Here is a 21,727-nt window from a genome sequence, read left to right as displayed (position 1 = left end):
CTAGACCCTCTCAATGATCTTCTCCCCGAATAGGCCCTGCGGTCGGAACACCAGAAAAATCAGCGCCAGCACGTAGGCAAACCAGTTTTCGGTCGCCCCGCCCAGCATCGGGCCGAACCCAAATTCAAAGAGTTTTTCACCGACCCCGATAATCAGACCACCTACGATGGCCCCCGGGATCGACGTAAACCCACCGAGCATCAAAACCGGCAACGCCTTGAGCGCGATCAGCGACAGCGAAAACTGCACACCGGATTTTGTGCCCCACATGATGCCGGCCACCAGCGCCACAAACCCGGCCACTGACCAGACCATGACCCAGATGAAGTTGAGCGAAATGCCAACCGACAATGCCGCCTGGTGGTCATCTGCCACGGCCCGCATCGCGCGGCCCTGTTTGGTGTATTGTGCAAAGATCACCAGCGCCGTCACCAGAAGCGCCGCCACGACCGTTGCCACAATGTCCAGGTTGTCGATGAAGAAGCCATAATCAAAGATGTTGAACGTAGTCTCATCAATCCATTCATTGATGCCCTGCGGCAGGCCCACATCCAGTTTCTTGATGTCGGCCCCCCACATGATGTCCCCAAAACCTTCGAGGAAATAGGCAAGCCCTATCGTGGCCATAAACAGAATGATCGGTTCCTGATTGACCAGATGTTTGAAGATCAGTTTGTTCACGATCCACGCCAATCCGACCATGATCACCATGGTGAACAGGATTGCCAGCAATGCCGGAACATGCCACCCAAAATGGTGTATTTCCGTGCCAAAAGTGGCGTTGATCAGATGGGCAAACGGCACTTGCCCTTCCATAATCCCCACCAGCGTCAGAGCCGCGAACAGCCCCATAACGCCTTGAGCATAATTGAAAATTCCAGACGCCTTGTAGATCAGTACAAACCCCAGGGCGACAAGCGCATAAAGCACACCCGCCATCAACCCGTTGAGGAAAACCTCCATCGCAAAAATGAGCTGTTCAGGCATTGATAGCGCCTCCTGCTAGGGGTCCGGCCATCCGGTGCGCCCCGCGATTTTCTGTTTGGTTAGGATTCAAGATACGTCTCCATTACACGCAGGATGACGCCCGCCTTTTCACGCCGTTTTTGAACGGCCACCTTGGGCTCAATCCACTGGAAGCTCTCCCAATGGTTCTCATGAACTTGTTCGTATCGGCCCTTCGCGACCTGATCCTCGATCCAGTGATCGAATGCAATTTCAGAGCGCCCGGCCTCATCAACCAAATGACATGCGGTGAACGCGTCGTCCGGCTCCAATTCAACCACCAGACGCGCTGTTTCGGTCACAACGTAAGACGGCGAGTGTTTGGGCGATGTCGCCGGCTCCAGCCCGTCAACAATCGGTGGAAACTGCGCCTCATAAGGTGTCAGGCACCGCGCCATAAACGCACCCCATCCATCGGTCTGTGCCAAAGCAGGTTGGGCGAGCAGAACGGTTGCCAAAACCACGCCCCAATAGCTCCGGCAAATGGACCATCCCTTAATCATGGGCCACCCCCAGATAGGCGTCGATCACCGCCTGATTGTTACGCACCTCATCCGGCGTGCCATCACCAATCTTCTTGCCGTAGTCCATCACCACAACCCGGTCGCTGAGATCCATGACAACGCCCATGTCATGCTCGATCAACGCAATCGTCGTGCCAAATTCATCATTCACATCCAGAATGAACCGGCTCATGTCCTCTTTTTCTTCAACGTTCATTCCGGCCATTGGTTCATCCAGCAAAAGAATACTGGGTTCAGCCGCCAGGGCGCGCGCCAACTCAACACGCTTTTTCAAGCCATAGGGCAAACGTCCTACCGGCGTTTTGCGGATGTGCTGGATTTCGAGAAAGTCGATGATTTTCTCAACAAATTCCCGATTTTCGACTTCTTCAGCCTCAGCCTTCCCGCGCCAGATCGCTTGCGAGAACAAGCCCGCTTTCATCTGCCGGATACGGCCGGTCATCACGTTGTCGAGCACGGACATCCCCTCGAACAACGCGATATTCTGAAATGTCCGCGCGATCCCTTGCCGAGCGACCTGATAGGGTTTCATTGGTGGGCGTTTTTTACCCTTGTACCAAACCTCACCTTCCTGAGGCACGTAGAAGCCCGAGATCACATTGAGCATCGACGATTTACCGGCGCCATTGGGCCCGATGATTGCGCGAATTTCGCCTTCACGGATGTCAAAACTGATATCGGTGATCGCCTTCACGCCGCCAAATCGCAGCGTGATGTTACGCATCTCCATCACGACGCCGCCAATCTTGCGACCGTCTTCGGTGGTATAGCCTTCGGTGGCATCTAACATGGCGTATCCTCTGAGTTCACGCGGCACACGGGCCGGTGGGCGGGGCGATGCCCGGCACGGGCGAGCGGCGTCCCACAGGCCCTCATTCCGCAGCCACTTTTTGTGCCTGCATCGACGTCACCTGCGCATCAACGATCTTGAGCGTCGCACTGATCGCGCCCTTGCGACCATCCTCATAGGTCACTTCCGTCGTCGTATAAATCTCGTCCGACCCGTCATAAAGTGCGCCCAGCAAGTCTTCGAACTTGTCGGAAATTACACCCCGTCGCACCTTGCGTGTCCGGGTCATTTCACCGTCATCGGCATCCAGTTCCTTATGCAGCACCAAGAACCGATGCACCTGACAATGTGCCAGCATCGGATCGTCGGCCAAACTGCGGTTTACCTCTTCAACATGACCTTGGATCGTCTCCAAAACCTTCGGATGACCCGCAAGTTCCTGATAAGACGCATAGCCGATGTTGTTGCGTTCGGCCCAATTGCCCACTGCCGTGAGATCGATGTTGATAAAAGCGGTGCATTCCTCACGCTGATTGCCAAAGACAACCGCTTCCAGGATGTTTGGGTAAAACTTCAGTTTGTTTTCAACATATTTTGGCGCAAACATCGCGCCATCAGCCATTTTACCCACATCTTTGGCCCGGTCGATTATCCGCAACTGTCCCGTGTCATCGTCAAAGAAACCAGCATCCCCCGTTGCCACCCATCCTTCCGGATCCTTGGTGCTCTTCGTGCTTTCTTCGTTCTTGTAGTAATATTCAAACGTGCCAGGGCTGCGATAAAACACCTCGCCATTGTCGGCGATCCGAATTTCGACCCCGGGCGCAGGCACACCCACCGTATCACTTCGCACGCCACCATCGGGCTGCAGTGTGATGAACACAGACGCTTCGGTCTGGCCGTATAGTTGCTTCAGATTGATGCCCAAGGACCGGTAAAAATCAAAGATTTCCGGCCCGATTGCTTCGCCGGCGGTGTATCCCACCCGAACCCGACCAAACCCCAGCGTATCCTTGAGCGGGCCATAAACCATCAGGTTACCCAACCAATACCGGAACCGATCAAGCGCGCCTACGGATTTGCCATCCAGAATATCCGGGCCCACCTTGCGGGCATGGTCCATATACCGGTGGAACAGCCATTTCTTGAACCGGCCCGCATCTTCCATACGGATCATCACATTGGTCAACTGCGTCTCGAACACACGCGGCGGGGCAAAATAGTAGGTCGGCCCGATCTCGCGTAAATCCGTATGCATGGTGTCGGCGCTTTCCGGGCAATTAACACAGAAACCGCACCAATAGGCCTGACCGATTGAGAAGATAAAATCACCAACCCAGGCCATGGGCAGATAGGCCAGCACTTCGTCATCCTGACGCAGCTTGTCGAAGTCCGATGATGATTTGGACGCCTCGATGATGTTGCGATTGCTTAGAACAACACCTTTGGGTTTTCCGGTCGTGCCGGACGTGTAGAGCATCACACAAATGCTGTCATAGGTCAGTTTTTCACTGCGGGCTTTCAGATCACTTAGAAATTCGTCTCTCGCCGCATGACCCTGTTCCTGAACATGCGTGAATTGGTGCAGCTTGTGGTGATCATATTTCCGCAGTCCGCGCGGATCGATGTAGATCATGTGTTCAAACTGGTGCAGGTCGTCTTGTATTTCGATCAGCTTGTCGACCTGTTCCTGATCCTGCACCACCGCAAAGCGCGCGCCGCAATGCTCCATTACATAAGCCATCTCTTCCGCCGCACTGTCCTGGTAGAGCGGCACTGGTATCGCGCCAACCGATTGCGCCGCGACGATCGCCCAGTAGAAATGCGGCCGGTTGCGGCCAATGATTGCGATGAAGTCACCTTCGTTTACGCCGAGATTCAAAAACCCAAGCGCCAGCGCCTCGATTTCTTTTTCAGCTTCAGCCCAGCTCCAGCTCTGCCAAATGCCATATTCTTTTTCGCGGTATGCGATTTTACTGCCGAACGCAGTGGCGTTGCGATGCAATAGCGCCGGAAAGGACGCAAGTCCTCCGGTCGCCTCAGGCGACTGTGCCAAAATTCTTCCTCCCATGCGTCCGACAAGCGGACTGAAGATCGCTCTGAGGCGATTCTTTCCTCCACTAAGGGTGCGCTTTTCATCTTCAAGGTCAACTTTTACCTGAACATTTCCCAAACCTTACGAATTGTAACAGCGGTCACCCAAGGCTTGACATGCCCCTCAAGGCTCCAGAAACGTTGAAGCCCTGCAGACCCCGGTTCGGCAAGAAAGGAGGGCAGAATGAAGATCGCGTTTTGGTTCGAATTTGCGTCTACCTATTCCTATCTCAGCGCCCTGCGCCTGCCCAAAGTCGCTGCCAAAGCTGGCGTTGAGGTGTCATGGCATCCCTTCCTGCTTGGGCCGATTTTTGCCGCTCAGGGCTGGAACACGTCGCCCTTCAACATCTATGCGGCCAAAGGCAATTACATGTGGCGCGACATGACCAGACGCGCCAATGCACTGGGTTTGAGCGTGCATAAACCCGAGCCCTTTCCGCAAAACGGCTTGCTTGCAGCGCGGGTCGCCACCGCTGCCGGCCAAGGCCCGCAACTCGTGGCATATGTGCACAACATCTATCTGGCTCAATTTGCGGAAAAGCTGGATATTTCAGATCCGGATGTGGTGTCTGCCTGTGCGGCGTCGGCTGGTCTTGCCCCTGACCTTCTGGATTTGGCTCAGACCGATGGCGTGAAGAACGCGTTGCGGACCACAACCGATACCGCGATCAAGCTCGGCATGTTCGGAGCGCCGAACTTCATGGTCGGGGATGAACTTTTCTGGGGAGACGATCAGCTGGAAACGGCACTCGACTGGGCGGTGACCCATGGGTGACAATCCACATACCGACGCGATGACCACCGCCGGGCTAAACCTGATCCAACAAGCACTGTCCATTTACGACAGTGACCTGAAGTTAGCTGTCTGCAATCGACGTTTTCAGGAAATGTTTGACCTCCCCGACACGTTGGTCACGCCCGGGGCGGGCTTTGACGACACGATCAGGTTTCTGGCCGCGCGCGGCGACTACGGAGATGTTGGGGATCTGGAGGCTTTCGTTAAATCCCGTGTAGAGGTCGCACGCGCGTTTGAGCCGCATTACATGGAGCGCCCCCGTGCCAATGGCCGCATGATCAGTGTGGAGGGGTCGCCCTTGCCGCAAGGCGGATGGGTCACCGTCTATACCGACATCACGCGCACGAAACGCCAGGAAGAGCTATTGCGTGCCCGGTCGGCGGAAATGTCGGACCAGCTTTCGGGATATTCAGAAGAATTGACCGCCACCAACCGCCAATTGCAGGCCACGATTACAGCGCTCGAAGAGGCAAAGCGCCAATTGACGGCGTCTGAAGCCCGCACCCGGCTGACCACCGAAATGATGCCAGCGCATATTGCACATGTCGGGCCTAACCGGCGGTATACCTATTCAAACCGTCGATTGAGTTCCGTGATGCCTGGCAGCAAATCCGACATTGTGGGCCTGACAGTTTCCGACGCTATGGGCGCGGCTGCCTATGCCGCCATTCATGAACGGCTGGAAAAAGCCTTTGATGGCACGCCGTCTGTTTTTGAGTTCACGCATCTGCACAGTACGCGCCGTATCCGCGCGGCCTTCACACCCGACGGGTCCGAAGGAGGGGTCTATATTCTGTCCATGGATATCACCGAGGAAGCTCAAACCCGCGCCGCTCTGCAACAAACCCGCCGTCGCGAGTTGGCCGCGCAAATGACAAGCGGACTGGCGCATGACTTTTCCAATCTTCTGACAATTATTCTGGGCATGCAGTCAAAATTGCAGCGCATGGATTTGCCGGATGACGCAAATGACTGGATCACCGCGACGCTGTCGGCCGCCCGGCGCGGTGGCAGCCTGTTAAACCGGATCGCGGATATGACCGGCCATCGCGAACACAGCCCTTCGGCCACGGATCTGCCTGCGTTCCTGTCCGACCTCGATCTTCTGGCGCGTTCGACCCTGCCCGCGGGTGTCGCTTTTGATATTGTCAATCACGCGGGGTCCGGTGCGTGGCGCCTTGATGCCGGGATGTTGCAGGATTCTGCTGCTGAACCTTGTGATCAATGCACGCGATGCCTGTGGGTTGGAAGGTCAGATCGAGTTGGACGTCAAAACGGTGCAAGAAACGTGGTTGGCATTTTCTGTGACAGACACGGGTCCGGGGTTTTCAGAGGCGGCTCTTGAGCATGCGCTTGAGCCGTTTTTTACAACAAAGGGTGGTGAAGGGTCCGGGCTGGGACTGGGCATGGTCTATGACATGACCAAATTGGCGGGCGGGCGTATCACCTTTGGAAACACTGAAAACGGGGCTTTTGTTTCTATACAGCTTCCACTGCGCCCCGCCGGCGCGGAATTGACCCCCGGGATGGTGCTTTTGGTTGAAGACAGCCCCGATCTGCGCCGGTCTGTCCGGGATATGCTGCGCGATATCGGACACGCCGTTGTTGAGGCCAGCAGCGTGGCGGAGGCCTTGGCTCTCTTACCGGAACTTCCTGAAATATCAGCGCTTTTGTCAGATATTCGTCTGGAAGGATCGCAAACAGGCCTTGACCTGTTGCAAGCCTTACCGCCGGGTCATTGCCCGGCCTATCTGATGACGTCCCTGCCCCCGGACGATCCGTTGCACCGTGAGGCTGCGGCACATGCCCCGGTGCTCCGCAAACCATTTTCACCCGCAGAGCTCACCTCATTTCTGCTTGAGGGAGCATCACGATGACCGAACCGCTTGTGACCATTTTGGACGACGAGCCAGCCATTCGCAGCATATTGTCCGACGCATTGGAAGAGGCCGGGTATCGCACAAGAACCTTCGCGCGCGCCACGGAATTTGAGGCATATCTGCAAACAGCAACGCCGGATGTCTGTCTTGTCGATCTATCCTTGCCGGACCGGGACGGGTTAACGCTGGTGCATCGCCTCGCGCTGGAACAAGGCGCAACCGTGATCATCATATCGGGCCGTGCACAGGTGCAAGATCGTGTCACGGGCCTGGAATTGGGGGCCGATGACTACATCATCAAGCCCTTTGACCCGTCCGAGGTCGTGGCACGTATCCGCGCCCGATTACGCCGCGAAGTACCTATTCAACAGGCAGGCGATATTGCGCGTTTTGAGGGATGGTCCGCGCATTTCGACCGCTACATCCTTGAGGACGATCAGGGCAAGGAGACACCGTTTTCCCATGCGGAGGGGGAAGTTCTGCGGTTGTTTTTGTCCCGACCCAAACGCCTGATCTCACGCCAAACCATGCAAGAAGAGCTGGGCGGTGCTGCGGGCGAAAGTTTTGACCGGGCCATGGATGTGCGCATCTCGAGGTTACGCACCAAACTACAGGAAGACCCTAAAAACCCCCGCCTGATCAAAACGATTTACGGAGCGGGATATATTTTTTTGGGCGACGTGGATTGGCCCTGACGCAATACGAGCAGCGCACCAATCAAACGCCTTGCGATTAAGATTGGCATTTAGTGCGCGCCACTGAAATTCAGCACTCTCACATCAATTGTTGGCCCGGCTTCGATCGTGCTGATCCGTGCCAGGGTGCTTGAATATGACTCGGAGGCCAACCGGCTCAAAGCGCGCTCGGCCGCAGAGGCGACCTTGGGTTGTTTCACTGTCTTGACCGCGCTACCCGTCGATGTCTGATGCCTTGGCTTGGTCGAGCTGGTTTCGGACCCCTTCGCCTCCGCATTCCGGTGAGACGCACCAGAAGGCGCCGAAGCAGGACGGCTGTGTTTTGCCCCAGAGAAATGCGAAGTCCGTTTTGCTGCCCTTGGTTCAGGCACGGGCTTGTTCTTCAGGTAAGCGGTCAATGTATCAGCGGCCGCATTGATACGAGCCATGTGGCGCGTTGAGCGATCTTGATCGTGGCAACAATCCGGGTGGTACTTACGCGCCATCTTGCGCCGTACGTTCCGAACGTCAGCCAAGCTTGCTTCCAGAGATAGGCCCAGGACGCGCGCTGCATGTTGTGGTGTGGCCGCCATGTTCGCTCCAACAAACAAAGGATATGATTAAAGTTATCTCTTTGTATTATGGAAAACTTTAAACGAATACGTTTACATTTGTTTTTGGTTAACGCAGGCGGACCGGAACACTGCTTCTTTTGCAAGCGATTGGCAGATGTCACGTTGAAAATATGGGGGGCACGTTTCGACCAGAATTCTACGCAGCATCGTTATGCCACGAACTGACTGCGGATTGATCGGAAATACGGCACCAGACACTCTCGAAATGCCGCCACCTTGGCAGAGGGCCAGACATCGCGATGGGCCACGACCCATATATCGACATAGGACTGCGGTGGCAGGATCGGCACCTGTACCAAGCCGGGTGTTGTACGCCCCAGAAACATTGGCATTCGCACCACTCCCAGACCGGCCTGAGCCGCGGCAACCATCGGGGCCATATCGTCAAACATCATCTTGACCCGGGCATTGGGAAACCGTTTCAACGCCGCTTTTGGTACGGTTCCAAGCTGCGAATAGACAACCCAATCAATCTGCCCATGGGGGTCAGCGTCGATGCGTTCCGCCCACGTACGGTCGGCAAAACTGGCCGTGTCTTGGCGTGCCAGACGCATGCCCTTCAAAGTGTCGCCGGGATCGTTGCTGATGCGAATAGCTAAATCCGCTTCCCGGCGGGTGAGGTCCAGCATCTCGGTTCCGGCACGCACCTGCAATTCGACATCCGGGTGTTTGGTGCAGAATGAATCGAGCACCGGGTAAAGACATGTCGTGATCAAAAGCTGCGGTGCAGTGACCACCAATGGGCCTTCAAGACGGGTTTCCTGTCCACCCAAACTTCTCAACAGGTCGAATTCCTGCACCTCCATTTCGGCGGCATTACGGGCCACTATCATACCTGCCGCCGTGGGTCTGTATCCGTCCGCCAATCGCTCGAACAACAAGACACCCAATGCCTTTTCGGCACGCGCGACCCGGCGAGCGACAGTTGTGTAGTTCACGCCCAGAGACTCCGCCGCGACGGCCAATGACCGGCCCCGCACCAGATGCATTACTGTTTTCAGATCATCCCACTGCGCACCCATGCCATGCGTTTTTGCATATCTTGCATGCAATTACACGCGTTTTCGCTGGTTTCCACAGTTCCTATTTTCCAGATGTCGCACTCACGGACACCTGACAGAAGAGGACATCAATATGGTATACGCCTACGCTCAACTGACGATCTCGAACCCCGACAGCTTTGCTGCCTACCGCGAAAAAGCCGTGGAGGCGCTGGAAAAACATGGCGGACAAGTGCTGCAAGGGAGCGGAGAGTTGGTCGCCCTTGACGGCAATCCCGACATGCCCAACGCCGCCGCTATCTTGGCCTTCGAAAATCGGGATAGCGCGCTCGGTTGGATCAAAGACCCGGAATTGGCCGATATTCATGCGCTGCGCCGTGGCGCCGGGAAATCGGACATCGTGTTGCTCGGCTAACCCCGGCCAATCAACACCCCCGGCAAAGCGTCAGGTTTCCCCACCTGGCGCTTTGTTTTTTGGGTGTCCACTAGCGTTCTATTCAGCCGCTACAGCATCCTGATCTGCAGGTTCGACCTTGACGGCCGAGAATTTGAATTCCGGGATTTTACCATATGGATCCACGGCGGGATTGGTCAGGATATTGGCCGCCGCCTCCACATAGGCAAAGGGCAGGAACACCATATCAGGCGCGATGGCCCGGTCAGCACGCGCCATGATCTCGATACTGCCACGCTTGGTGGTCAGGCGAACATGCCCGCCAGGCTCGACACCCAGTTTGCGCAAGGTGCTGGGGTGCATGGAGCAATTGGCTTCTGGCTCGACCGCATCCAGCACCGTCGCGCGGCGCGTCATTGATCCTGTATGCCAATGTTCCAACTGCCGCCCGGTGGTCAGAATCATTGGGTATTCTGCATCTGGCGTGTCATCCGGCGCAATCACATTGGCCGGTGTGAACCGCGCGCGCCCATCAGGGCGCGGGAACCCATCACCAAATACCACAGCCTGACCCGGATCTTCTGGGCTGAGGCTGGGGTAGGTCACCGCAGTATTCTCCAACCGCTCCCATGTAATGTTGTCGAGCGAGCGCATGTTGATCGCCATCTCGGCAAAAACCTCTGATGGATGGGCGTAATTCCAGTCCAGACCACAGCGTTTGGCCAGTTCGACTTCGATCTGCCAGTCCTCTTTGGCCTCTCCCGGAGGGATCACAGCCGGGCGCAGCATCTGCACCTGACGGTTGGTGTTCGACACGGTCCCTGATTTTTCATAAAGCGCCGAGGCCGGCAGGATCACATCGGCATAGTTCGCCGTTTCGGTGATGAAAATATCCTGCACCACCAGATGATCGAGCTTGGCCAACGCATCGCGGGCATGTTCCACATCCGGGTCCGACATGGCCGGGTTTTCGCCCAACACATACATCGCCTTGATGTCACCCGCATGGACCGCATCCATAATCTCGGTCACGGTCAGGCCCTTTTCGTTCGAAAAATCACCCGTGCCCCAGACATCGGTAAAGGCTGATCGAACGCCATCGTCTGTGACGGTCTGGTAATCCGGCAGGAACATCGGGATGAGGCCCGCATCGGACGCGCCTTGCACGTTGTTCTGCCCGCGCAGCGGGTGCAATCCGGTCCCCGGACGGCCCACATGGCCACACATCAGAGCAAGGCTGATCAGGCAACGGGAATTATCCGTGCCGTGGATATGTTGCGACACGCCCATGCCCCAGAAAATCATGCCTGATTTGGCCGTGGCAAACTCACGCGCCACCGCGCGCAGCGTTTCGGCCGGGATACCGCAAATGTCTTCCATCTTCTCGGGGCTGAAATCGGCCAGATGCGCCTTTTCCGCCTCCCAGTTCTCGGTATAGGCCTCGATATACTGCTGATCGTACAGCTCTTCCTCGACAATCGTGTGCATGATTGCGTTGAGCATGCTGACATCTGCACCGGGGCGGAATTGCAGCATATGGCTGGCAAATCGGCGCAATCCAACGCCGCGCGGATCCATCACGATGAGCTTACCGCCGCGTTTGGTAAACTGTTTGAAATAGGTCGCCGCCACAGGATGGTTTTCAACGGGGTTACACCCAATCGCAATCGCCACATCGGCGTTTTCAATTTCGTTGAACGTGGCTGTCACGGCGCCGGAGCCCACGTTTTCAATCAGCGCCGCAACCGATGATGCATGGCAAAGCCGCGTGCAGTGATCCACGTTGTTGTGGCCAAAGCCCTGTCGGATGAACTTCTGGAACAGATACGCCTCTTCGTTGGTGCATTTGGCACTGCCAAAACCCGCCACTTCGCGGCCCCGGCCCTTGAGGCCGCCAGCGGCAAAGTCCAACGCTTCATCCCAGCTCGCTTCGCGGAAAAATTCCTGCCAGTTGTCCGGGTTGACGTTGAGGCCCTTTGCCGGCGCGTCTTCACGGCGGATCAGCGGCTTGGTCAGACGATGGTTATGGTGGATATAGTCATATCCAAACCGGCCCTTCACACACAGGCGCCCTTCGTTGGCCGGCCCGTTGATGCCTTCGACATATTTGACCTTGCCGTCCTTGACTTTGATGCTGATCTGGCAACCAACACCGCAGAAGGCGCAGACGCTTTCGACCTCGCTTTCGTAATCGTTGCGGTCACCCACCTGCGCCTCATCGACCACACTCGATGGCATCAAGGCACCCGTCGGGCAGGCCTGCACGCACTCGCCACAGGCCACACAGGTACTGGCGCCCATCGGGTCAGCGAAATCAAAGGTTGGATAGGCATCGTGCCCACGGCCCGCCATGCCAATCACGTCGTTGACCTGAACCTCGCGGCAGGCGCGCACGCAAAGCCCGCACTGAATGCAGGCATCCAGATTGACGCTCATTGCCACGTGGCTGTCGTCCAACAGCGGAATGCGCCCTTCTTCCAGCTTCGGAAACCGGCTGGCATCGATCCCATTGGCATCGGCCATGTCCCACAGATGGCTGGACTTGTCATGTGACTGATCACGCTCGGGCTGATCCGCCAAAAGCATTTCAACAACCATTTTGCGCGCGTTCTCGGCTCGCGCAGAATTTGTGGTAACAACCATGCCGTCCACAGCCTCGCGAATGCAGGACGCGATCAGGGTGCGCTCGCCTTCGACCTCGACCATACACGCGCGGCAGTTTCCGTCGGGCCGGTATCCCGGTGCAGGCTTATGGCACAGATGCGGAATGACCAATCCGCGACCATGGGCAACTTCCCAGATCGTTTGACCCGCTTCGGCTTCGACTTCCTTGCCATCCAGCGTGAATTTGACCGTGTCGGACATGAGCAAAACTCCTCGTTCGCGCCAGTTTAGAACATGCTCTGGTAAATGGGAGTCCGCCAATCCCGACACCTCCCAACAGTTTTACGCCAAGACCGGCAATTCGAGACCTGATTTTAGCCCGCGAGAACCGTCTTTGTTCGCCAGACGATTTGCAGCTTCAACAGGCCATTGGCCGATTTTCGCAAGTAGATTCAATGCGCTCTAGCGAATCAAGTCAATCTTCTTTAGGTTGATTTATACAAGCTCTGCGGGAACTGGGTGGGGGCGCGCAGGCAAAGGAGCACATGAATGCTAATCCAATGCCAAAACACCCACATTTTACAAAAATGGATGCCAGAACGCGGGAACGTGATGAATGGTCTTGTTCTGGTTGAATTCTCGATCGAAACCGAAACACCCACGGCGCAAAACCTGCGCAGTCACCTGGTGGAACATGTCAGCCTGAAAACCGGGCCGGATGTCAGTGATGATCACGCAAGCAAAAGGCTTTCGCGCCGCGCTTTTGAACAGGTTGTCCGGTACTTTGACGGCGACGGCGCACGCGAGAACGTGTTTGTGGATCCGCCCGCATTGCGCGGGCATTCGGGACTGTCGGCGGCAGAAGAAGCCGAGTTGGAGGCCGAACTTCGCGTGATTGAGCGCGAATTCGAAACGGCCTGATCCGACGATAAATCGCAAGCGCAATCACATTGTACTTTCTCAGGCCGGGCCAGACGCCTAGGCTTCCGCCAGTTCACGCGTGAGAGGAGAATTGTGCAATGTCTGCCACCGTCCGCGACCTTATTGAAGGCCGCGCCGCACTGATCGTGATTGATATCCAAGGCGATCTTTTTGCTGAAGACCGCGATCAGCCCATCCCTACGATGCCCCGTTTCGACGAATACATGGCCCGCGCAGGTCAGGCGATTGCAACAGCAAGGACCTGCAATATCCCGGTTATTTTTATCCAGGAAGTCCACCGTCCGGATCATGTGGATTTTGGTCGTGAGCTGGATGGGATGGAGGATGTTCATTGCGTTGAAGGCAATCCGCAAACCGAAATCCGCGCGCCAGAGGTTGATTTTCGACCCACCGACTACCTGATCCGTAAACGCCGCTACTCGGCGTTTTTTGGAACTGATTTCGAAATTCTGCTCAAGGGGCTAAAGGTGGATACACTCTTGCTGTGTGGCGGTCTGACAGATGTTTGCGTGCACTACACTTTCGTGGACGGGCACCAATCAGATTACTTCTGCCGCGTGATCGAGGATTGCGTTGCCGGGTCGAGCCTTGAGGCACATGAAGCGTCGCTCAAGGCAATGGAATATCTGCAATCGGGTGCGTGTCGATCGTTAACCGACGTCGAGGCTGCAATGCGGGCACAGGCCGGGTAGCACCCAATACCTGCCCGCGTTAAACTGCGCGACAAAGATATTCATCACACAGGCCAAACCCCTATGACCGAGATCATTCTTGTCCGCCACGGACAGGCCAATTCTGATGCCAAGGACGAGGCCAGTTATGACCGTTTGTCCGAACTGGGGCGCCAACAGGCAATGTGGCTGAGCGCACATCTGCGCGACACAAATCCACATTTTGATCAGGTTCTTACCGGGACACTGACACGCCAGGCCGATACCGCGCGGGCCATGGGATATGATCAGATCACGCAAGATAAGCGATTGAACGAATTGCAGTATTTCCCCATGGCTGCCGCTTTGGAAGCGCAATACGACAGGCCCGCCCCCCAAACTGTCCGCGATTACGTGCACCATTTGCCCGTGTTGATGGACCATTGGCATCGCGACCTGCTGGAGGATATTCCCGAAAGATTTGCAAATTTCTCCGCCCGCATTTCGGAGCTGATTGACGAGCTTTGCGGCGCGCATGGTCGCATCTTGCTGGTGACATCGGGCGGCGTGATTGGCGTTATCGTGCGACACATTCTGGCCCTAGACAGCGCAGCCACCTCGCGGATCATGTTGCAGATCATGAACTCTTCCATGCATCGGCTGCACTACGTGCATGATCAGCTCATGTTGGGAACGTTCAATGCCACGCCGCATCTGGATGCGCCCGAGCGCGCCCATGCGCGTACTTTTGTCTGACCACGCCACAGGAGCTGATTTATGAAACTCTATTGCGCACCGAACACGATCTCGACCGCGTCTGTCATCGCCCTTTTTGAGGCCGGGATAGATGCCGAACTGATCCGCCTGGACTTCGCCAGCGGCGACCAGACCAAACCCGAATACCACGCCGTCAACCCGAAAGGTCGTGTACCTGCATTGATCACCGACGATGGTATCCTGACAGAAACCGGTGCCATCCTGGAATACATCGCGGACATCACACCGGATGCCGGCCTGGTGCCCGACGATCCGTGGCAGGCCGCCCATATGCGCGCCGTCATGTTCTATCTGGCCTCCACGATGCACGTAAATCATGCCCATAAAATGCGCGGCCACCGTTGGGCCGATGACCCAAGCGCGCTGGCCGACATGACGGCAAAGGTCCCGCAAACCATGACCGAAAGTTGCACTTATATATGCGACCACGCCCTGCGCGGGCCCTTTGTGATAGGCGACACATTCTCAATCGCTGACCCCTATCTTTATGCCATTGCCAGTTGGCTGGAGGGCGATGGCGTCTCGCTCGAGGCATTCCCGAAACTAGAAGCGTTTCGTGCGGCGATGCGGGCGAGGCCATCCGTTCAGCGCACCCATGATGCTGGGCTCTTTGGATAGGAAATCAGACCATGACACATCTTTGGGTTCGAGCAGAACAGCGCCCCAATGAGGAACGCGTGGCCCTCACACCGGACGGGGCCGCCGTTTTGATGGCCAAGGGCATCTCGGTGACTGTCGAGGAAAGCCATGTGCGCGCGATACCAATCGATGGCTACCGCGCCGCCGGCTGCGCCATTGCGCCGGAAAACAGCTGGCCCGAGGCGCCACGTGACGCGATTATCTTCGGGGTCAAGGAATTGCCGGAGGACGGCACACCGCTCCTGCACAAACACATTCTCTTTGGACACGCGTTCAAGGGCCAGCATTCCGGGCGGGCGCTGCTCGAACGATTTAAAGCCGGGGGCGGCACACTTTACGATCTGGAGTATCTGGTGGATGAGACAGGCCGCCGCGTCGCCGCGTTTGGCTATTGGGCGGGGTACGCAGGCGCCGCGATCTCATTGAAATGCTGGGCTGCACAGCAACACGGTGCGATTTGCCCAGCCGTGTCGACATACGCAAACAAAGATGTGCTTTTGGCAGATCTGGCGCGCGATCTGGATGCAACACAGATGCCACGACCCACGGCCATCGTCATCGGCGCATTGGGGCGCGTGGGGACAGGCGCATCCGATCTGTGCACCGCCCTTGGCATCACTCCCACGCAGTGGGACATGGATGAAACTGCCCATGGTGGACCGTTCCCGGAAATTCTGACCCATGATCTTTTCATCAATTGCATCTTTGCGCGCCCCGGCACCCCGGTTTTCGTTCCAAAGGAGGCCGTAAATGCGCCGCGGAAGCTTAGTGTTATCGGTGATGTCGCCTGCGATCCCGACAGTGACTACAACCCCGTCCCTCTATATTCAGACGCCACAAGCTGGGACGCCCCGGCGTTCCGCGTCTGTGATCACCCGCCCCTTGATGTGATGGCGATTGATAATCTGCCCTCGCTTTTGCCGGTCGAATCCTCGATAGATTTTGCTGAACAGCTCTTGCCCTCGCTGCAATGCTTGGACACTCTGCACAGTGGCGTTTGGGCCAGGGCAAAGGCCACGTTTGACGCGGCGATGAAGGGGATTTAATCGATGACAATCCATTGGTGCGGTACAGGGCTTTCGGCCATTCCGGGTCTGCGTAGGCTGATCGAAACGGGCCACGAAGTCACCGTATGGAACAGGACCCTCGATAAGGCAGAAAGTGCCGTCGGAGATTTGACGAAACGGATCATGCAATTTGACGCCGATACCTTGGCCGCCGAGGTACAGGCAGGCGATATTGTGGTATCGATGTTGCCCGGTGATTGGCATGTCCCTTTGGCGGAAATGTGCATCAACAAGGGCGCGCATTTTGTCAGCTCCTCCTACATCGCACCCGAAATGCGCGAGCTGCACGCCAAGGCTCTGTTGCGCGGCGTGTCCTGCGTCAATGAGGTGGGCCTGGACCCGGGCATCGATCACCTGATGGCGCATCAATTGATCGCCGATTATCGCGCTTCGCCAGCCTTTGACGCGGAAAATGACCTGTCTTTCATTTCCTATTGCGGCGGCATTCCGAAACATCCCAACCCGTTTCGCTACAAGTTTAGCTGGTCGCCCTTGGGGGTGCTCAAAGCGTTACGGTCCCCATCCCGTTCGATTCGCAACTACGCTGAATTGAATGTGAACCGCCCATGGGATGCGATCAGCAGCTATATCGCTCCGCTGCCCAGCCCGGAGAGTTTTGAAGTCTATCCCAACCGGGACAGCTTGCCGTTCATGGAAGACTATCAGTTCGAACCCTATTGGCGCGTGAAGGAATTCGTCCGCGGGACATTGCGCCTGAATGGCTGGACTGACGCATGGAAAGACGTGTTTGAAGAAATCGAAACGCTGGAAGGGCCAACCGGGGATGCGCGCCTCAAGGAGATGTCCGATCAATTCTGGGCCGAAAACGCGTATGACGAAGATGAGCCGGACAGGGTAGTTCTCTGCGTGGCGCTGAAGGCCGAAAAGGAAGGCGTGCCCGTGTGGCACAAGACCTTTGTGATGGATGCCTGGGGTGACGCCCGCGGCACCGCAATGGCCCGCTTGGTTTCGATCCCGGTGGCAATGGCCGTCGAGGCAGTGATGAACCGCGAAATCCCTGCCGGTGTAACCCCGGCGCCATCAGATCCAAAACTGGTCAGCCGCTTCCTTGGCGAAATCGACACGCTGGCGCAGCATTTGCAAGTGGTGGACCACCTGTAATACGGCCGCTCATGCGGGATTTCTAGCGGAGCACTTTGCCCTCTGGCCATTCCAGTGCGTGATCCAACTTGATCAGTTGGTTGCTGCCCGCATCAAGGTCGAATTCCCACGCAAGAATGCCGCGCTGCCCTTCTACGTTTTCATCAGACGCGTTGGGTTGTGCGCGCCAGCTGATCTCGAGGTCTTCTTGTTCCGAAAACGGAATGCGATCCAGAACGCGCAGGGGCCATGCCTCGCCTGTCAGGTTTTCCACTTTGATTTGAACCTGTTCTGAAAACTCATTGGATTTGGTGATGATGCCCCGATCACCGGCATTCCGGTCCAGAACAGTGCGGGTCAGGCGGATGCCATCAATCGGACCAAAGGCCAAATCTGCCTCCGCGCCCGCCGGGATCATTTCAAGCTGTTGTTTGCCGATGAAACGCCCGTCGAGATAGAACATCGCCGATCCCGGCAGGATCAGTTCGCCCATGTCATTGGTGAATTCAGCCATCAAAAATGCATTTGTGTCGCTTAGCGGAACCGCCTGAGCGATTGTTTCAGCGGATGTGCCCAAAGACCCAAGCGAGATGCGGATATTATCCGCCCGCGAGGCGATAGAAACCGCACTCGGGTAGGAATAGGTCACCGCCAAACCATCGAATACGGCATCCGCGGCTTCGGCCTCCATAACCGGTTCTGCCAAGGCGCCCATGACGGCCTCATCGGAATAGGTTTGCACCCGTTCCAATTGTTTTTGACGCAGGTCCGCCGGATCTTCGATCCAGCGCTGCCATGGCCAGATCTGGCCCGGTGATGTTTGTTCGGACGGGCGCACCGTTGAAAGGGTAAGCTCTACATCTTGCCAGTTTTCACCCGTTCCCTGCGCCACCAATGCACCACGCTCAATGTCCAACTGACCCGCGTCACGGTCCAGTTTCACGTCGTAGACCGGGCGCCATTGCGCATCCCAGATATTATAGGTCACAGTCAGCGTGCCTTGCATTTCCTGTTCGGACGAAACCGCCACGGCCAGCATCGCGCGCGCTTCTTCTTCGGGAACAAGCGCCTGAAGGGCCTGTCGTGCTTTTTCCAGCTCTTCCTGAAGGTCTTTCAGATTGCGCTTGGCCTCATCCGCGCGCAGCCGCGCATCCAGCGCCGCCTGCTGAGCCGCCAGTGTTTCTTCGCCAATCATGCCAACCAATTCGCGCAGCGACGATACGTCCATCTCCGCCACGCCCTCACCTTCGCCCAATTGGCGCAGGAAAAGCACACGGGCTTCCGCAGCCTGGCTTTCCAGTTTGATCCGTTCCACTCCGGCCAGACCATCGCGCAACGCGGCCTCAAGCCGTTCGACTTCGGCCTCGGCAGCCTCGAACGCGGCATCGTTTTGGTCATTCCGCGGAGGCACAAAACTGTTCCGTACCGTCAAACTTCCCAGCACCGCGCCATCGACGGCAACACGAACAGAATCCAGCGGCGTTGATTGCGGCAGGTCGGTCAGGATCAAGTCATGCTGTCCCGCGGTAGCTTCAAATGGAATGACGCGCGTAACAGTTGCGCCACGTGGATACATCGTGACCGCGGTCACATCGCTGGTCAGAGCAATATCTTCTGCAAAAACGAATGTCGGGAAAAAGGCCAGAACCATTGGCAAAGCACGCATCAGGGAACTCCTTGAGATACTCAGATGCCCATAAGGTGGGGCCTCATTTGCGCGAAATACAAGGGGCAAGCCGCCGGATCGGTGAAAAAACAGGCAGGATGCGCGGAAACCAGCCATAAAAAAGGGGCCGCTAAACGCCGCCACTTTCGTTACATAAGCATCTGCAAAATCAGCCTTTTTTGAGAACCCGTGTTCCCAGTGTTTCGGCGATTTGGATGGCATTTAACGCAGCACCTTTACGCAGGTTGTCAGACACACACCACAGGTTCAGGCCGTTTTCGATGGTGCTGTCCTGACGGATGCGGCTGATGAACGTCGCGAAATCACCGACGCATTCGACAGGCGTCACATAGCCACCGTCTTCGCGTTTATCGATGACCATAACCCCCGGCGCTTCACGCAGGATATCGCGTGCTTCATCTTCGTCCAGAAACTCTTCGAACTCGATGTTGACGGCCTCGGAATGGCCCACAAACACAGGCACACGGACACAGGTCGCTGTGACCTTGATGGCCGGGTCGACGATCTTTTTCGTCTCAGCAACCATCTTCCATTCTTCCTTGGTCGAGCCGTCATCCATGAAGACGTCGATATGCGGGATCACGTTGAACGCGATCTGCTTGGTGAATTTCTTGGCCGGTTTGTCATCGGTCGGATTGTAGATGGATTTGGTCTGATCCCAAAGCTCATCAATCCCGTCTTTGCCCGCCCCTGATACGGATTGGTACGTGCTGACGACAACGCGCTTGATCGTCGCCCGATCATGCAGCGGTTTGAGCGCCACAACCATTTGTGCCGTCGAGCAGTTAGGGTTCGCGATGATGTTTTTGTTGGCATATCCCAGCACAGCGTCCGGGTTCACTTCCGGCACCACAAGCGGCACGTCCGGATCGTAGCGGTACAGTGAGGAGTTATCGATCACGATACATCCCGCCGCCGCTGCTTTTGGGGCATAGACCTTGGTTGCCTCGGATCCCACAGCAAACAGCGCAATATCCCAGCCCGTGAAATCAAAAACATCAAGGTCCTTGGTCTTGAGCGTCGTGTCACCAAACGTCACTTCCGTGCCCAGCGACCGACGCGAGGCAAGTGCGGTGATTTCATCCACCGGGAACTGGCGCTCGGCCAGAATGTTCAGCATTTCGCGGCCCACATTACCTGTGGCGCCGATGACGACGACCTTGTACCCCATTTGATTTTCTCCAGAGTTAGAGGGTTGGCTGCGGCCTCTTACTCCCTTAGCGCCGGAGTGGAAAGGGGGTGCGTCAGTTGGTGCTGTCGCGGCTGAAGAGATAGATCAGCGTGCCAACAAGCAGTGAAAGTCCGAAGAAGGCGAAAAGCGTCACATAGGCAGACTGCGGACCAGCGGCCAACGCCCCGGTGTGCAGAGGACCAGAGATAAACTGCATGGCACCCACACCTCCAATCCCAAAGAGGTTCAGAAGTGTCACCCCCCTGCCTGCTAGGTGCGCTGGAAAGAAGCTGCGGGCGTGGGCAATGATCACTGGAAACGACGCCCCGAAAAAGCCAAGCGCCGCGCATAGTGCCACGGAGATGGCCACATTGTTGCTGATGAAAAACGCCAAGAGCAGCGTGGTCACGGCGCATAGCATGTTGCCGGTGAATACGACCCATTTATGCGTTTTGAAGACCCGGTCCAGCGGGCCATAGCAAAGTGTGCCTGCGATCATCGCCAGCCCCATCACCAATGTGGCCTGTCCGACCTGCCCGGTCTCAAGGTTGAAAATGTCGGTCAGGTACGGCCCAATCCATAAGCCCCGTACCGCTGCGGAGGGGGCATAGGCGACAAACATCAATGGAAAAATTGGCCAGAGGGCTGGCATTTTCAACAAATCCAGAACGGAGCCCTTTGCATCCCCCTCAACCGGTTCCGGATCACGGACTGTCAAAGCAATACCGAGTGCGACCACGCCCGATACACCTGCCAAGACCCAGAGAGCCGCACGCCATCCCATGGTCTCGGCCGCCCATGCCATTGGATAGGACGCCACCAGATTGCCAATGGATCCTACGCCCAGCATCAGGGCGGCCAATGTCGCAAACTGCGCCGCCGGGAATTGCCGCGCAAAGATGTAGTAAGAGGCCATCAGGACCGGCGAGCACCCGACGCCGATCAGGAGCATGGCTATGTTGATATGGAAAGCCGAGTTCGCCAGCGCAAAAACGGCGGCACCACCGGCCCCGCCGAGCAACAACAAAACCCAGGCAGTGCGCCGTGGGCCAATGCGGTCAAGAGCCCATCCTACAGGTATTTGCATTGCCGCAAATGAAAGAAACCAAAGACCCGATGCGAAGGCCAGGTCATCCGCAGTCGTGCCGATATCCTGTGCCAAGACGCCGCTCAGCACCGCCAGAAAGGCGCGGAAAAACTGGCTGAGTACATAGGCCAAGCAAAGGAGGATAAGACCGGCGCGCATGAGCAACATCTCCCGGGAGAACTTCATTGCGCCCTGCGTGGCACGGCAAC

At 56.7% G+C, this 21,727-nt stretch carries 19 protein-coding genes and 1 pseudogene; 10 read left to right on the top strand and 10 right to left on the bottom strand.

Going from position 1 to position 21,727, the window contains the following annotated elements; genetic code table 11:
* From ACZ1HJ_RS07245 to ACZ1HJ_RS07230, 4 genes are all read right to left on the bottom strand, one after another.
* Positions 1 to 987 carry a branched-chain amino acid ABC transporter permease gene (locus ACZ1HJ_RS07245; protein WP_472721638.1) on the bottom strand — a complete coding sequence of 329 codons (987 nt, stop codon included), beginning with the start codon at positions 985 to 987 and terminating at the stop codon, positions 1 to 3.
* A 59-nt stretch (positions 988 to 1,046) separates the two neighbouring features.
* Positions 1,047 to 1,508 carry a hypothetical protein gene (locus tag ACZ1HJ_RS07240; RefSeq protein ID WP_472721637.1) on the bottom strand — a complete coding sequence of 154 codons (462 nt, stop codon included), beginning with the start codon at positions 1,506 to 1,508 and terminating at the stop codon, positions 1,047 to 1,049.
* Positions 1,501 to 2,319: an ABC transporter ATP-binding protein gene (locus ACZ1HJ_RS07235; RefSeq protein WP_472721636.1), complete on the bottom strand. Its 819-nt coding sequence runs from the start codon at positions 2,317 to 2,319 to the stop codon at positions 1,501 to 1,503. The genes ACZ1HJ_RS07240 and ACZ1HJ_RS07235 overlap by 8 nt, the downstream gene beginning before the upstream one ends.
* 82 nt (positions 2,320 to 2,401) lie before the next feature.
* Positions 2,402 to 4,390 (bottom strand): AMP-binding protein, encoded by a 1,989-nt coding sequence (locus ACZ1HJ_RS07230; protein ID WP_472721635.1) that lies wholly within the window; start codon positions 4,388 to 4,390, stop codon positions 2,402 to 2,404.
* Positions 4,391 to 4,597: 207 nt separating this feature from the next.
* Between ACZ1HJ_RS07230 and ACZ1HJ_RS07225 the strand changes: the two genes are divergently transcribed.
* The 3 genes and pseudogenes from ACZ1HJ_RS07225 to ACZ1HJ_RS07215 all read left to right on the top strand — a co-directional run bounded on the left by ACZ1HJ_RS07225 (position 4,598) and on the right by ACZ1HJ_RS07215 (position 7,784).
* The gene (locus tag ACZ1HJ_RS07225; RefSeq protein ID WP_472721634.1) at positions 4,598 to 5,188 is read left to right on the top strand and encodes a DsbA family protein; all 591 of its coding nucleotides are present in this window, start codon (positions 4,598 to 4,600) and stop codon (positions 5,186 to 5,188) included.
* Positions 5,181 to 7,086, top strand: a pseudogene (locus tag ACZ1HJ_RS07220) (hybrid sensor histidine kinase/response regulator). Before ACZ1HJ_RS07225 ends, ACZ1HJ_RS07220 begins: the two are co-directional and overlap by 8 nt.
* The gene (locus ACZ1HJ_RS07215) at positions 7,083 to 7,784 is read left to right on the top strand and encodes a response regulator transcription factor (RefSeq protein WP_472721633.1); all 702 of its coding nucleotides are present in this window, start codon (positions 7,083 to 7,085) and stop codon (positions 7,782 to 7,784) included. Before ACZ1HJ_RS07220 ends, ACZ1HJ_RS07215 begins: the two are co-directional and overlap by 4 nt.
* Before the next feature lie 50 nt (positions 7,785 to 7,834).
* Here ACZ1HJ_RS07215 and ACZ1HJ_RS07210 read toward each other — a convergent pair whose 3' ends face one another.
* The gene (locus tag ACZ1HJ_RS07210; protein ID WP_472721632.1) at positions 7,835 to 8,356 is read right to left on the bottom strand and encodes a J domain-containing protein; all 522 of its coding nucleotides are present in this window, start codon (positions 8,354 to 8,356) and stop codon (positions 7,835 to 7,837) included.
* Between the two features lie 191 nt (positions 8,357 to 8,547).
* A complete protein-coding gene (locus tag ACZ1HJ_RS07205) occupies positions 8,548 to 9,420 on the bottom strand; it encodes a LysR family transcriptional regulator (protein WP_472721631.1) in 873 nt (290 codons plus the stop codon).
* 112 nt (positions 9,421 to 9,532) lie between these two features.
* On the opposite strand from ACZ1HJ_RS07205, the gene ACZ1HJ_RS07200 reads away from it, so the two are divergent.
* Complete coding sequence (locus ACZ1HJ_RS07200) at positions 9,533 to 9,814, top strand: DUF1330 domain-containing protein (protein ID WP_472721630.1); 282 nt, start codon at positions 9,533 to 9,535, stop codon at positions 9,812 to 9,814.
* A gap of 78 nt (positions 9,815 to 9,892) precedes the next feature.
* On the opposite strand, the gene fdhF is transcribed toward ACZ1HJ_RS07200, so the two are convergent.
* A complete protein-coding gene (gene fdhF / locus ACZ1HJ_RS07195; RefSeq protein ID WP_472721629.1) occupies positions 9,893 to 12,658 on the bottom strand; it encodes a formate dehydrogenase subunit alpha in 2,766 nt (921 codons plus the stop codon).
* A gap of 351 nt (positions 12,659 to 13,009) precedes the next feature.
* On the opposite strand from fdhF, the gene ACZ1HJ_RS07190 reads away from it, so the two are divergent.
* The 6 genes from ACZ1HJ_RS07190 to ACZ1HJ_RS07165 all read left to right on the top strand — a co-directional run bounded on the left by ACZ1HJ_RS07190 (position 13,010) and on the right by ACZ1HJ_RS07165 (position 17,594).
* Positions 13,010 to 13,318, top strand: a complete 309-nt coding sequence (locus ACZ1HJ_RS07190) for a hypothetical protein (protein WP_472721628.1) — start codon at positions 13,010 to 13,012, stop codon at positions 13,316 to 13,318.
* 98 nt (positions 13,319 to 13,416) lie between these two features.
* Positions 13,417 to 14,031: a cysteine hydrolase family protein gene (locus ACZ1HJ_RS07185; RefSeq protein WP_472721627.1), complete on the top strand. Its 615-nt coding sequence runs from the start codon at positions 13,417 to 13,419 to the stop codon at positions 14,029 to 14,031.
* A gap of 63 nt (positions 14,032 to 14,094) precedes the next feature.
* The gene (locus ACZ1HJ_RS07180) at positions 14,095 to 14,745 is read left to right on the top strand and encodes a histidine phosphatase family protein (protein WP_472721626.1); all 651 of its coding nucleotides are present in this window, start codon (positions 14,095 to 14,097) and stop codon (positions 14,743 to 14,745) included.
* 21 nt (positions 14,746 to 14,766) lie between these two features.
* Positions 14,767 to 15,384, top strand: coding sequence for a glutathione S-transferase family protein (locus ACZ1HJ_RS07175; protein ID WP_472721625.1), 618 nt, complete (start codon positions 14,767 to 14,769; stop codon positions 15,382 to 15,384).
* Positions 15,385 to 15,395: 11 nt separating this feature from the next.
* Entirely contained in the window at positions 15,396 to 16,451 is a 1,056-nt protein-coding gene (locus tag ACZ1HJ_RS07170) for a saccharopine dehydrogenase (protein ID WP_472721624.1), read from the top strand.
* A 3-nt stretch (positions 16,452 to 16,454) separates the two neighbouring features.
* On the top strand, positions 16,455 to 17,594 hold the full coding sequence (locus ACZ1HJ_RS07165) for a saccharopine dehydrogenase family protein (protein ID WP_472721623.1): 1,140 nt from the start codon (positions 16,455 to 16,457) through the stop codon (positions 17,592 to 17,594).
* 22 nt (positions 17,595 to 17,616) lie between these two features.
* Here the strand turns inward: ACZ1HJ_RS07165 and ACZ1HJ_RS07160 are convergent, their stop codons facing one another.
* The 3 genes from ACZ1HJ_RS07160 to ACZ1HJ_RS07150 form a co-directional block, all read right to left on the bottom strand.
* Positions 17,617 to 19,239, bottom strand: coding sequence for a DUF4139 domain-containing protein (locus tag ACZ1HJ_RS07160; protein ID WP_472721622.1), 1,623 nt, complete (start codon positions 19,237 to 19,239; stop codon positions 17,617 to 17,619).
* A gap of 169 nt (positions 19,240 to 19,408) precedes the next feature.
* Entirely contained in the window at positions 19,409 to 20,431 is a 1,023-nt protein-coding gene (locus ACZ1HJ_RS07155) for an aspartate-semialdehyde dehydrogenase (protein ID WP_472721621.1), read from the bottom strand.
* Positions 20,432 to 20,504: 73 nt separating this feature from the next.
* Complete coding sequence (locus ACZ1HJ_RS07150; protein WP_472721620.1) at positions 20,505 to 21,677, bottom strand: MFS transporter; 1,173 nt, start codon at positions 21,675 to 21,677, stop codon at positions 20,505 to 20,507.
* Positions 21,678 to 21,727: the final 50 nt, after the last annotated feature.

It is taken from the genome of Roseovarius sp. JB2-10 (genome assembly GCF_055693585.1).
This window is presented reverse-complemented; position numbering and strand designations above follow the sequence as displayed.